The sequence below is a fragment of the Gluconacetobacter tumulisoli genome, assembly GCF_014174155.1.
GTDB lineage: Bacteria > Pseudomonadota > Alphaproteobacteria > Acetobacterales > Acetobacteraceae > Gluconacetobacter > Gluconacetobacter tumulisoli.
Window position 1 is genome coordinate 1 of sequence record NZ_JABEQM010000014.1, and the last position, 12,577, is coordinate 12,577.

At 67.1% G+C, this 12,577-nt stretch carries 8 protein-coding genes and 1 pseudogene; 3 read left to right on the forward strand and 6 right to left on the reverse strand.

Going from position 1 to position 12,577, the window contains the following annotated elements:
• Nucleotides 1-146, reverse strand: a pseudogene (gene glyA, locus HLH28_RS18170) (serine hydroxymethyltransferase); the annotation flags it as partial.
• A gap of 179 nt (nucleotides 147-325) precedes the next feature.
• Here glyA and HLH28_RS14755 point away from each other — a divergent pair.
• From HLH28_RS14755 to HLH28_RS14765, 3 genes are all read left to right on the forward strand, one after another.
• A complete protein-coding gene (locus HLH28_RS14755; RefSeq protein ID WP_182960559.1) occupies nucleotides 326-1,786 on the forward strand; it encodes an amino acid permease in 1,461 nt (486 codons plus the stop codon).
• 77 nt (nucleotides 1,787-1,863) lie between these two features.
• A complete protein-coding gene (hemB, locus tag HLH28_RS14760; RefSeq protein ID WP_182960561.1) occupies nucleotides 1,864-2,859 on the forward strand; it encodes a porphobilinogen synthase in 996 nt (331 codons plus the stop codon).
• A 161-nt stretch (nucleotides 2,860-3,020) separates the two neighbouring features.
• Nucleotides 3,021-3,800, forward strand: a complete 780-nt coding sequence (locus HLH28_RS14765) for an arginyltransferase (protein WP_182960563.1) — start codon at nucleotides 3,021-3,023, stop codon at nucleotides 3,798-3,800.
• Nucleotides 3,801-3,827: 27 nt separating this feature from the next.
• Here the strand turns inward: HLH28_RS14765 and parC are convergent, their stop codons facing one another.
• From parC to dnaE, 5 genes are all read right to left on the reverse strand, one after another.
• Nucleotides 3,828-6,047, reverse strand: a complete 2,220-nt coding sequence (gene parC / locus HLH28_RS14770; protein WP_182960566.1) for a DNA topoisomerase IV subunit A — start codon at nucleotides 6,045-6,047, stop codon at nucleotides 3,828-3,830.
• A 112-nt stretch (nucleotides 6,048-6,159) separates the two neighbouring features.
• Entirely contained in the window at nucleotides 6,160-6,924 is a 765-nt protein-coding gene (gene recO / locus HLH28_RS14775) for a DNA repair protein RecO (protein ID WP_182960568.1), read from the reverse strand.
• A 43-nt stretch (nucleotides 6,925-6,967) separates the two neighbouring features.
• Complete coding sequence (gene tsf / locus HLH28_RS14780; RefSeq protein ID WP_182960570.1) at nucleotides 6,968-7,873, reverse strand: translation elongation factor Ts; 906 nt, start codon at nucleotides 7,871-7,873, stop codon at nucleotides 6,968-6,970.
• Nucleotides 7,874-7,998: 125 nt separating this feature from the next.
• A complete protein-coding gene (gene rpsB / locus HLH28_RS14785) occupies nucleotides 7,999-8,781 on the reverse strand; it encodes a 30S ribosomal protein S2 (protein ID WP_182960572.1) in 783 nt (260 codons plus the stop codon).
• 182 nt (nucleotides 8,782-8,963) lie between these two features.
• On the reverse strand, nucleotides 8,964-12,392 hold the full coding sequence (gene dnaE, locus HLH28_RS14790) for a DNA polymerase III subunit alpha (protein WP_182960574.1): 3,429 nt from the start codon (nucleotides 12,390-12,392) through the stop codon (nucleotides 8,964-8,966).
• Nucleotides 12,393-12,577 lie beyond the last annotated feature (185 nt).

Consider the following 12,577-nt stretch of genomic DNA (forward strand, 5'->3'; position numbering starts at 1 on the left):
ACCATGTTCTCGCTCGCGATCAGCTCGATCCCCTCGCGCTGGCGCACAAGCTCCCCGCCGATCATCGCCGCAACATCGGGATCGCGCTCGGCAAGCGTCGATCGGAAAAAGGCGTGCAGCCCGCTCTGGCTCATCTGGTCCGGCATCGTTATATTCTCCAGTTCGTCCAACGCCGCATCCAGATCACCGGAAGATCTCCAATGGCCCTTGCACATGCGTCATTGTGATTTCGCGCATTCTAGCGTCTCCGGGTCGGCGAGACCACACAGCGATGCCTGGCCCCCCGCCCGGTTCACGAAAATTGCCCTTTCAGGAGACGCTATGCATGGCGCAGCAGCCGATGACCACGCCCGCCCCTTCCCTGCTTCGCCGTAAACGAATCGAAACCTCGACCGACTCGCACGGGCTGCGGCGCGTCCTCGGCCCGGGCAGCCTTATCGCCCTGGGAATCGGCGCCACGATCGGGGCCGGCCTGTTCTCGCTGACCGGAATCGCGGCGTCCGAGAATGCCGGGCCCGCCGTCGTCCTGTCCTATATCGTCGCGGCCATCGCCTGCGGGTTCGCCGGGCTGTGCTACAGCGAACTGGCCAGCATGATCCCCGTCGCCGGCAGCGCCTATACCTATGCCTATATCGGGTTGGGCGAGATCGTGGCCTGGACCATCGGCTGGGACCTCGTCCTGGAATATGCGGTGGGCGCGGCGGCGGTATCGGTCAGCTGGTCGCGATACGTCACCTCGCTCCTGTCCAGCTGGGGCATTTCCCTGCCTCCCCGGCTTCTCGCCTCGCCGTTCGAGACGGTGGCGCTTCCCGACGGCAGCCACGTCGCGGGGATCATGAACCTGCCGGCGGCCTTCATCATCTGTGCGGTGTCGATCCTGCTGATCCGCGGCATCTCGGAATCCGCGCGGGTCAACAGCATCATCGTCATGGTCAAGCTGGCGATCATCGTCGCCGTGATCGCGTTCGGCCTGCCTTATATCAAGACGGCGAACTACGTCCCCTTCATCCCGCCCAATACCGGGGAATTCGGCCATTTCGGCCTGTCGGGAATCATGCGGGCGGCGGGCACCATCTTCTTCGCCTATGTCGGCTTCGACGCCGTCTCGACCGCGGCGCAGGAAGCGCGCAACCCAGCGCGCGACATGCCCATCGGCATCCTGGGCAGCCTGCTGATCTGCACGCTGGCCTATGTCTCATTCTCGTTCGTGCTGACGGGCCTCGTGAACTACAAGGACATGCTGGGCGACGCCGCCCCCGTCGCCACGGCCATCGACCAGACGCCGTTCGGCTGGCTGAAGCTGGCGGTGAAGATCGGCATCATCTGCGGCTTCACCTCGGTCCTGCTGGTGCTGCTGATGGGACAGAGCCGCGTATTCTACGCCATGTCGCGCGACGGGCTGCTGCCGCGGATGTTTTCGCAGGTCCATCCGACCTGGCGCACGCCGTGGTATTCAAACCTGCTGTTCATGGTCGTCACCGGATCGCTGTCCGCCTTCCTGCCCATCGACCAGCTGGCGCACATGACGTCGATCGGAACCCTGCTGGCCTTCGTCATCGTCTGCGCCGGCGTGATGTTCCTGCGCCGCAGCGCCCCGGACGTGGAACGCCGCTTCCGCGTCCCCGGCGGCGTGGTGATCCCCGTGCTGGGAATCCTGTCCTGCCTGACGGTCATGGCGTCGCTGGACCGGCTGACCTGGGTGCGGCTGGTGGTCTGGCTGATCGTCGGCATGGCGATCTATTTCGGATACAGCAAGCGCAACAGCAACCTGGCCCGGGGCGCATAGGCGTCCCCCCATCACGATCTGGCGGGACCGGCAGAGGGGGTCCATACTGCCGGGCGTCATTTCCGGAGTTCGCTTTCATGACGCTCGGCCGCTTTCCCGCCACCCGCCTGCGCCGCAACCGCCAGGACGATTTCACCCGCCGCCTGGTCGCGGAAACGACGCTGGGCGTCGACAACCTGATCTGGCCGATCTTCGTCATGGAAGGCGCCGACGCGGTGACGGAGGTCGCGTCGATGCCCGGCGTGCGCCGTGTGACGCTGGACCGCCTTGCCGCCCATGTCGAACCCGCGGCTGCGCTGGGCATCCCCGCCCTGGCGCTGTTCCCGATCACGCCGCCCGAACTGCGCGACGCGGCGGGCACCGAGGCGATGAATCCCGACAATCTGATGTGCCGCGCGGCCCGCCTGCTGAAGCGCGAATTTCCCGACATGGGCCTGATCGGCGACGTGGCGCTGGACCCCTATACCGACCATGGCCATGACGGGCTGATCCGCGACGGCTATGTCGTCAACGACGAATCGGTCGCAGTCCTGTCCCGCCAGGCGGTCAACCAGGCCGCCGCCGGCATCGACATCATCGCGCCGTCCGACATGATGGACGGCCGGATCGGGGCCATCCGCAGCGACCTCGACGAACAGGGCCTGATCGACACGCGGATCATGTCCTATGCCGCGAAATACGCCAGCGCATTCTACGGCCCCTTCCGCGACGCGCTGGGGTCCGGCGGATTGCTGAAGGGCGACAAGAAGACCTATCAGATGGACCCGGCCAACAGCGACGAAGCCCTGCGCGAAGTCGCACAGGATTTGGCCGAAGGGGCCGACATGGTCATGGTCAAGCCCGGCATGCCCTATCTGGACATCATCCGTCGCGTCCACGAACGCTTCGCCGTCCCCACCTTCGCGTACCAGGTCTCGGGCGAGTACGCGATGCTGACGGCGGCGATGGAGAATGGCTGGCTGGATCGCGAGCGTACGATTATGGAAAGCCTGCTGGCCTTCCGCCGCGCCGGGGCCAGCGGCGTGCTGACCTATTTCGCCGTCGAGGCCGCCCGCCTGCTGCGCAACGGCTGACGGCATCACACGGACGTCACAAATCCTCGCCTGGGCGGCGGATTGTAATGCAAACTTTCCGAGGTACCGTTACCATCGATGACGATGGGGTCCATAGCGACGCCGCGACCGGTCCACATCGCCATCGGCCCCAGGGGCGCTGAATCCCGTCGAGGAGGCGTATGACCTATACATCGCCGCGTCGTCCGCAGCTTTTCTACACGACCGCCCCGATGCCGTGTCCGTATGTCGCGGGCCGGATGGAACGCAAGGTCGTCACCGATATCGGCGGACCGGACGCCGAACGGCTGCATAACCGCCTGTCGCGGGCAGGTTTCCGGCGCAGCCACACCATCGCCTATGCCCCTGTCTGCCCGTCCTGCAGCGCATGCGTTCCGATCCGCGTGCCAGTGACGCGCTTCGCGCCCGACCGGACGCAGCGGCGCACCCTGCGCCGCAACATGATGATCGAAGGGTTCGAGGTCCCGGCCCACGCGACGACCGAACAATTCAGCCTGTTCCAGCGTTACCAGTTCGCACGCCATGCGGAAGGCGACATGGCGGCGATGAATTTCTACGATTATCGCGCGATGATCGAAGACACGCCGATCGATACGCTGATGATCGAATTCCGCACGCCCGAGGACCAGCTGATTTGCGTCAGCCTGATCGACCGGCTGGATGACGGGCTGTCGGCGGTCTACAGCTTCTTCGACCCGACCTTCGAGACCCGCTCGCTCGGCTCCTATGCGATCATGCACCTGATCGACCATACACGACGCATGGGCCTGCCTTACCTGTATCTGGGCTACTGGATCAAGGACAGCGCCAAGATGGCCTACAAGGCCCGGTTCCGCCCGGCGGAAATCCTGTTCCGGGGCGCCTGGGTGCCGCTGGATGGGCATGACGCGCGGCAGGACGGAAGCGGGATGTCCCGCTTTCCGATTTCCTTCCCCGAATAACGCTTCGACCTGGAATAACGGTTCGGACTAGGCCTTCGGCCGGGGTTTGCGGGTTGCCCAGGCCGGCGCGGGCCGGCCGGCATCCGCGCGCTTGCCCAGATACTCCCGGAAATCCGCGAATGGCCGCACCCGCGCGGGATCGGGCCAGGCGACACCGTCCGCCGACGACAGGACGCAGGCATCCTGCAGGCCGCCATCCTTGTATTTCTGCATCGCGACGCCCAGGCCGCGCGCCATTTCCGGCAACTGGTCGATGGGAAACACCAGCATCCGCCGGTTCTGCCCGATGACCACCACATGGTCCCCGTCGGCCGGCAGGCACATCCGCGCGCTCTCGGCATCCTTGAGGTTGAGAACCTGCTTGCCGGTCCGCTTTTCGGCCACCATGTCCTCGTCCCGCACCAGAAGACCCCGTCCGGCGCTGGATACCAGCAGGTGCCGCGCGCCCTCCTGCACCGGGAAGATCGCAACGATGTCCTCGTCATTCGACAGTTCGACCAGCAGGCGGATCGGCTGCCCGTCGCCGCGCCCCCGAGGCAGGTCGGCGGCCCGGAGCGTAAAGGCCCGCCCGTCGGTCGCGAAGAAGCACAGCCGGTCGGTGGACTGGCATTCCACCGCCAGGCGGAACCCGTCGCCTTCCTTGAATTTCTGCGCCGCCGGATCGACGCTGTGCCCCTTCACGGTCTTGACCCAGCCCTTCGCGGACAGAATCAGGGTCAGGGGCTCCCGGTCCACAGCCTCGACGACCGATACGTCGATCATGCGCGGCGGATCGGCCAGTTCGCTGCGCCGCTTGCCCAGGGTACCTGCGCCGAATGCCTTGCGGATGGCCTTGAGTTCGTCGGAAATCCGTTTCCAGCGCAGGGCGTCACTGTCCAGCAGCGCCGTCAGTTCTTCCCGCTCGGCCGTCAGGGCGGCGTGTTCCTTACGGATCTCCAGCTCCTCCAGGCGACGGAGGCTGCGCAGGCGCATGTTCAGGATCGAGTCGGCCTGCAATTCGGTCAGGAAGAACGTGGCCATCAGGCTGGCCTTCGCATCGTCCTCCTCGCGGACGATGCGGATGACCTCGTCCAGGTTCAGATAGACCGCCAGGAACCCGTCCAGGATCTCCAGCCGGCGATCGACCGACTGCAGGCGATGACGGCTGCGCCGTTGCAGGACCTCGTGCCGATGGTCCAGCCATGCCTGCAGCACCTCGCGCAGGCTGCGGACGCCGGGCACCCGGTCCGCGCCCAGCACGTTCATGTTCAGGCCGAACCGGCTCTCCAACGCCGTGGCGCGGAACAGGGTCTCCATCAGCACTTCGGGCTCCACCCCGCGCGATTTCGGCTCCAGCACCAGGCGGATGTCCGTGGTGCTCTCGTCGCGGATATCGCCCAGAAGCGGCAGCTTCTTCTGTTCCATCAGGTCCGCGATCTGTTCGATCAGCCGGGATTTCTGGACCTGGTAGGGGATTTCCGTGATCACGACCTGCCAGGTGCCGAAACGGCCCTGCTCGACCGCCCAGCGGGCGCGGATGCGCATGCTGCCGCGACCGGTCTCGTACGCCTGCAGCAGGGTGGCGCGGTCCTCGACGATCAGGCCGCCGGTCGGAAAATCCGGTCCGGGCATCACCTGCATCAGGTCCGCGACCGATGCCTGCGGCGTGCGGATCAGCAGCATCGCCGCCGCGCAGATCTCGCCGACATTGTGGGGCGGAATACTGGTCGCCATACCAACGGCGATCCCCGCCGCCCCGTTCGCCAGCAGGTTCGGGAAGGCCGCCGGCAGGACGACCGGTTCCTGCTCCTCGCCATCGTAGGTCGGGCGGAAATCGACCGAATCGTCGTCGATTCCCTCCAGCAGGGCCTGGGCGACGGCCGTCATCCGGGCTTCGGTATACCGCATGGCCGCCGCGTTATCGCCGTCGATCGACCCGAAATTGCCCTGGCCCTCGACCAGCGGATAACGGACGGCAAAATCCTGCGCCAGGCGCACCAGCGCCTCGTAGACCGAGGCATCGCCATGCGGATGGTACTTACCGATGACGTCGCCGACCACGCGGGCGCATTTCTTGAACCCCGCCGAGGGGTCCAGCCGCAATTGCCGCATCGCGTAGATCATCCGCCGGTGCACCGGCTTCAGCCCGTCGCGCACGTCCGGCAGGGACCGCGACATGATGGTGGACATCGCATAGGCCAGATACCGCTCGCTCAAGGCGTCGGCGAGCCTGGTTTCCTCGATATGGCCGCTGGTATCCACTGACATGCAAGGTCCTCCCGTAGGGGGAACAGATAGAGAAAAGACCGGATTTGTCCATCGGGCGGACACGGAAAGGATCGCCGCCACGGACAATCCGGAGACGGGCCGCGCAGCCGGTTCAGCCGCCGCTGGCCCCCTCGCAGCCCGGCATCGCGTCCACCAGGTCGACAAGGCGCAGCCGCGCCGGCGGCAGGGGACGATGCCGCTGGCCGAACGCGTCACGTGCCAGAAAATGCCCGGTCAGGCGCAGGCCGTCCTGCCAGTCGCGCACCGTTCCCGGGTTCGATTCGTCAAGAAACGGCGGCGGCAGGCGCAGCAGCCGGGCCTTCCAAATTCCTGCACCGGCGTCACACACCGCACGGCCGGTGCGTGGCGATACCCAGGCCAGCCCGTCGGCCTGTCCCGTCACCGCGCAGACGGACAGATCCATCCCGTAGCCGAGGTCGGTCAACAGGCAGGCCTCCCACCGCAGCAGCGCTGCCATGCCCCCCCAGGATGCCATGTCGGGGTCGAGGCTGATCAGGCTGAGAAACCGGGTCAGAAGATGGAAAATCCGGGGATGCGGCTCGCGTTCCGGCAGGCTGCCGTCCGCCACCGCGCAGGCCGAGGCCAGCATCGCAAGCGCCAGGGGGGCGGACAGCAGCCGCGCCGCCGACCCATGCACCAGTTCCGCCGAGAGCGCCCCCAGCTGGTCCGCCAGGCGGCCGCGCCAGGCGGCCGAGACCAGGTTGCCCGGTTGCCACAGCGCGCGATTCGCCCGCGCCGTGCCGCCGCGCGCCAGCCCGTGGAACAGCCCGTGTTCCTCGGTCAGCAGATGGATGATCGCGCTGCTTTCGCCGTACGGGGCGGCGGAAAGCACAAGGGCGGGTGCCTCCCATTCCATCAGGAAGGCCCCGCCCCGTTCAGACCCGCAGCCGGGACGTCGATCAGACGCCGGCGGCCTTGGCGACCTCGGCCGCGAAGTCGTTTTCTTCCTTCTCGATACCTTCGCCGAGCTGGAAGCGGTCGAACGCCGCCAGCTTGGCGCCGGCCTTGTCGACGACCTTGCGGACGCGGCTTTCGCCGTCATGCACCCAGACCTGCTCCAGAAGAACGACTTCCTCATAGAACTTGCGGACGCGGCCTTCGACCATCTTCTCGATGATCGCTTCGGGCTTGCCGGAGGCACGGGCCTGCTCGACCAGGACGGCGCGCTCACGCTCCAGCAGCGCGGGGTCGACGCTGTCGATGTCCAGCGCCGCCGGACGGGTCGCGGCGACATGCATGCCGACCTGCCGGCCCAGCGTCAGCAGCGCCTCGTCCTCGGTCGGGGCCTCGATGGCGGCCAGGACGCCGATCTTGCCCAGGCCCGGACGAACCGCCGAATGGATGTAGCTGGCGACGACGCCCGACGGCACGCGCAGGACGCGGGCGCGGCGGATCGACATGTTCTCGCCGATGGTGGCGATCAGGTGCGTGATCTCATCGGCGACCGTGCGGCCGCTGTCCAGCACGACGGCCTTGATCTGCTCGATGTCCTCGCCGGCCACCAGGGCGGCGCGGGCCACGGCTTCAACGAAATTCTGGAAGCTTTCGTTACGGGCGACGAAGTCGGTCTCGGCGTTCACCTCGACCATGGCCGCCGCCTGCGGGCCGGAGGCCACGCCGATCAGCCCCTCGGCCGTCACGCGGCCGGACTTCTTCGCCGCGGCGGCCAGGCCCTTCTTGCGCAGCCAGTCGATCGCACCCTCGATCTCGCCGGCGGCCTCGTTCAGGGCCTTCTTGCAATCCATCATGCCGGCGCCGGTCTTCTCGCGAAGTTCCTTCACCAGGGCTGCGGTAATCTCCGCCATATCAATCACTCCTCAAGGCAGGTGCGCGCCCTGCCATGCCGGCAGGGCGCGTCCTTGCATCTGTCAGTGTCGAACCCCGCATGCCGTCCGGATCACTCGGGACGGGCATGCGGGATCCCTTGTCCTCAGACCGCGGGGGCGGGCTCGGCCGCGGCGGCCTCGGCCACCGTGTCGATCGGCAGTTCCTCGGCGCCGCCGAAATCCTGGCCCGACGCGCCCAGCTCGGCCGAAATGCCGTCCAGCACCGCGCCCGACACCAGTTCGCAATACAGGGCGATGGCGCGGATCGCGTCGTCATTGCCCGGGATCGGGAAGGTCACGCCGCGCGGGTCGGAATTGCTGTCCAGGATGGCCACGACCGGAATGCCCAGCTTGTTGGCTTCCTCGACCGCCAGCTTCTCCTTGTTCGTGTCGATCACGAACAGGATGTCCGGCAGGCCGCCCATCTCCTTGATGCCGCCCAGCGAACGCTCCAGCTTTTCGCGGTTGCGGGTGATATCCAGGACTTCCTTCTTGGTCAGCCCGTGGGTATCACCGCCCAGCATGTCGTCGATCTGGCGCAGGCGCTTGATCGATCCCGTGATGGTCTTCCAGTTGGTCAGCATGCCGCCCAGCCAGCGGTGGTTGACGTAATACTGGCCCGACCGCTTCGCCGCCTCGGCGATCTGGTCGGCGGCGGCACGCTTGGTGCCGACGAACAGCACGCGCCCGCCACCGGCGACGGTGTCGCGGATCGCCTTCAGCGCGCGGTCCAGCATCGGCACCGTCTGCTGCAGGTCGATGATGTGAACCTGGTTGCGGACACCGAACAGGAACGGCGCCATGCGCGGGTTCCAGCGGCGGGTGTGGTGTCCGAAATGAACGCCGGCCTCGAGCAGCTGGCGCATCGTGAAATCGGGCATAGCCATGATCGGCCAAATCCTTGTCTTCTGGTTGGTCCTCCGTGAAGCGCCGGTCCCGTGCGGAACACCAGAGGCACTGCTTCACGTGCGAATTGCCGGCCTTGCGACCGACGGGCGTGGATATGACGATTTTTCCCGCGCAATGCAAGCGCCGGGGGCCGAAAACCGCCCCGCGCCGGTGGCGGGCGCTATCTTTGCTCCACCCTGCCGACGCCCTCGACGGCGCGGATCATCTGGGCGATGCGCGGCGTCACCCGGTAGGCGCCGCTCAGGGTCACCTCGACATCGCGCGTCTCGGCCACCGACGGCAGCAGGATGATCTTCCCCCGCCCGCCTCTTTCCTCGGCCAGGATGGCGTGGATCGGGCTGATGGCATCCTCGCGGTCGAACCAGACGCGCAGTTCGGCGGCAGCGTCGGCCGCCGCCTGCTCCAGCCCGACCACATCGCTGGCCGTGATGCGTAGCGCCTCGCCGTCCAGGCGCAGGTCCGCCGTCACCAGCACGGCATTGCCGGCGGTCAGCACCTCGCGCGACCGGGACAGGACCTCGGAAAAGAACGTGACCTCGCAGCCGCCGCTGGCATCCGACAGGCGGACCCAGGCCATCTTGCTGCCGGTGCGGGTCGGGCGTTCCTTGCGGTCCACGACGCACCCCGCGATCTTCACCCGTGTCAACCCCGCCTGGGCCGCCGCCTCCAGCCCGGTGGCGCGCACGACGCCCAGGCGGCGCATCAGCGGGCCATAGGAATCCAGCGGGTGGGCCGTCAGATGGAAGCCGATGGCCTCGGCCTCCATGCCCAGGCGCTCGAATTCCGGCCAGTCGGGTATGGAGGGCAGGCGCAGCGGCTCGGCCGCCGGGGTATCGCCGCCGCCGCCGAACAGGCCGATCTGCCCGCTGGCGGCCTCCTGCGCCTGGGCGTTCGCCCGCCGCAGGACGGTCTCGGCCGCCGCCGCAACCAGCGCGCGATTGGGCACCACGGTGTCGAATGCGCCGGCCTTGGCCAGGTTCTCGATCTGCATCTTGTTCAGCTGGCGCGGGTCCACGCGCGCCGCCAGGTCGGCCAGGTCGGTGAAGGGCCGCCCGCCACGCGCCGCGACCAGCGCCTCCATCGCCGAGAACCCGACCTTCTTGACCGCCGCCAGAGCGTAGCGGATGCCCAGCGTGCCGTCCGGACGCCGTTCGACGGTGAAATCCGGCCCCGATGCATTGATATCAGGCGGCAGCACGGCAATGCCCAGGCGCTCGGCCTCCTGCCGCAGGGCGGCCAGCTTGTCGGTCTTTTCACGGGCCAGCGACATGCACGCCGCCAGGAAGGCCACCGGGTGGTTCGCCTTCATCCACGCCGTCTGGTACGACACCAGTGCATAGGCGGCGGCGTGCGATTTGTTGAACCCGTAATCGGCGAACTTGGCCATCAGGTCGAACACCTCGACCGCCTTGTCGCGATCGATGCCGCGCCCCACCGCGCCCTCGGTAAAGATCTCGCGCTGGGTGTCCATTTCCGCGCGGATCTTCTTGCCCATCGCACGGCGCAGCAAGTCGGCGCCGCCCAGGCTGTAGCCCGCCATCTTCTGGGCGATCTGCATCACCTGTTCCTGGTAGACCATGATGCCGTAGGTCTCGGACAGGATGTCGCGGATTTCCTCGTGCGGGGGCTCCCAGGCCTCGCCATGCTTGCGGCGGCAATAATCCGGAATGTTGGCCATCGGGCCGGGGCGGTAGAGCGCCACCGCGGCGATCAGATCCTCCAGCCGCGTCGGGCGCATCTGCTTCAGGACGTCGCGCATGCCCGCGCCTTCAAACTGGAACACGCCGCCGGTGTCGCCGCGGGCCAGCATCTCGTACGTCAGGGGATCATCCAGCGGCAGCATCGACAGGTCGACCGTCACGTCCAGCCCCTTCAGGAACTGGACCGCCCGTTGCAGGATCGTCAGCGTCGTCAGGCCCAGGAAGTCGAACTTCACCAGGCCCGCCTGCTCGACGAACTTCATGTTGTACTGGGTGACCAGCATGTCGCTCTTGGGATCGCGATAGAGCGGGACCAGTTCCACCAGCTTCCGGTCGCCGATCACCACGCCGGCGGCATGGGTGCTGGCGTGGCGGTACAGACCTTCCAGCTGCAGGCCGATTTCCATCAGCCGGCGCAACGCCTCGTCGGTGTCGCGCATTTCCTGCAGGCGCGGCTCGCCGTCGATCGCCTGCTTCAGCGTCACCGGCTTGGCCGGGTTGTTGGGGATCAGCTCCGCGACCTTGTTGACCATGCCGAACGGCAGGCCCAGCACGCGGCCGACGTCGCGCACGGCGGCGCGGGCCTGCAATTTTCCGAAGGTGATGATCTGCGCTACCCGGTCCGGGCCATATTCGCCCCGGACATAGCGGATCACCTCGTCCCGGCGGTCCTGGCAGAAGTCGATATCGAAATCGGGCATCGACACGCGTTCGGGGTTCAGAAACCGCTCGAACAGCAGGTTGAAGGGAATCGGGTCGATATCGGTAATCGTCAGCGCCCACGCCGCCAGCGATCCGGCCCCCGATCCGCGGCCCGGCCCCACGGGGATATCATGCGCCTTCGCCCATTGGATGAAGTCGGCAACGATCATGAAATAACCGGGGAAACCCATCTTCGCGATGATATCCAGCTCGAACGTCAGGCGGTCCTGATAGAGCCGCCGGGTGTCGTCATCCGGGTTCAGCCGCTGCAATCGCTGATCAAGTCCCGCGATCGCCATGGCGCGCAGGGTCTGTTCCTCGGTCGAACCGGGTTCCACCTTGGGGCAGACCGGCAGCAGGGGCTTGCGTGTTTCCACCCGGACGGCGCATCGCCGGGCGATGGCCAGCGTATTGTCGCAGGCCTCCGGCAGATCGGCGAACAGCGCGCGCATTGCCTCGGGCGGCTTGAACCAGTGTTCGGGCGTCACCCGCCAGCGGTCGCGCTCGGCCATCGTGCGGCCCTGCGCGATGCACAGCAGGGCGTCATGCGCCTCGTACATATCGGGCCGGGGGAAGAAACATTCGTTGGTGGCGACCAGCGGCAGGCCCCGCCGGTCGGCCAGCGCGATCATCCCCGGTTCCACCGCGCGCTCGACCGGCAGCCCGTGGCGGTGCAGTTCCACCACCAGCCGGTCCCCGAAGGATTCGTGCATACGGTCCAGCAGGCGCGCGGCCTCGTCCTCCTGCCCCTCGGCCAGCATGCGGAACAGAGGGCCGCGCGTCCCCCCGGTCAACAGGATCAGTCCCTCGGCGCGTTCGCATAGCAGGTCCAGCGGCACGGTCGGCTCCGCCGTATCCCCTTGCAGGAATCCCGACGAGGACAGGAATTGCAGGTTCAGCAGCCCGACATCGTCCTGCGCCAGCAGCACCACCGGCTCGGCCGGCTGGCCCGGCTTGTCGCAGCGGGGCGGCAGACCGACCTGGCAGCCGATGATCGGCTGCACCCCCTTGCCCGAGCAATATTGCGAAAATTCCAGCGCCCCGAACAGATTGCCGGTATCGGTGATCGCGGCGGCCGGCATCCGCATCTGCTGCGCCAGCGCCGCGATGTCGGCAACCCGGATCGCCCCCTGGCTCAGGGAGTAGGCGGAATGGATGCGGAGATGGACGAAATCGGCATGGGACATGTCGTCATTGTATCATGACCCGATCCATCCCGCGCCGATTCTCCGCCCTGTCCGGACAAGTCAGGTCGGGCTTTGCCCGAACCCACCAGGGCCTGAGGGCCCTGGACCCCGCTCAGGGATGAAACGACCGGGTTCCAGAGGGCCAGGCCCTTTGGCGGGTTTCAGGGTAGCGCCCTGAGGCAAGG

What these genes read in the sequence shown, in the direction of transcription:
- HLH28_RS14755 (WP_182960559.1), top strand. Translation starts at nt 326, where the DNA reads ATGGCGCAGCAGCCGATGACCACGCCCGCCCCTTCCCTGCTTCGCCGT.
- hemB (WP_182960561.1), top strand. Translation starts at nt 1,864, where the DNA reads ATGACGCTCGGCCGCTTTCCCGCCACCCGCCTGCGCCGCAACCGCCAG.
- HLH28_RS14765 (WP_182960563.1), top strand. Translation starts at nt 3,021, where the DNA reads ATGACCTATACATCGCCGCGTCGTCCGCAGCTTTTCTACACGACCGCC.
- parC (WP_182960566.1), bottom strand. Translation starts at nt 6,047, where the DNA reads ATGTCAGTGGATACCAGCGGCCATATCGAGGAAACCAGGCTCGCCGAC.
- recO (WP_182960568.1), bottom strand. Translation starts at nt 6,924, where the DNA reads ATGGAATGGGAGGCACCCGCCCTTGTGCTTTCCGCCGCCCCGTACGGC.
- tsf (WP_182960570.1), bottom strand. Translation starts at nt 7,873, where the DNA reads ATGGCGGAGATTACCGCAGCCCTGGTGAAGGAACTTCGCGAGAAGACC.
- rpsB (WP_182960572.1), bottom strand. Translation starts at nt 8,781, where the DNA reads ATGGCTATGCCCGATTTCACGATGCGCCAGCTGCTCGAGGCCGGCGTT.
- dnaE (WP_182960574.1), bottom strand. Translation starts at nt 12,392, where the DNA reads ATGTCCCATGCCGATTTCGTCCATCTCCGCATCCATTCCGCCTACTCC.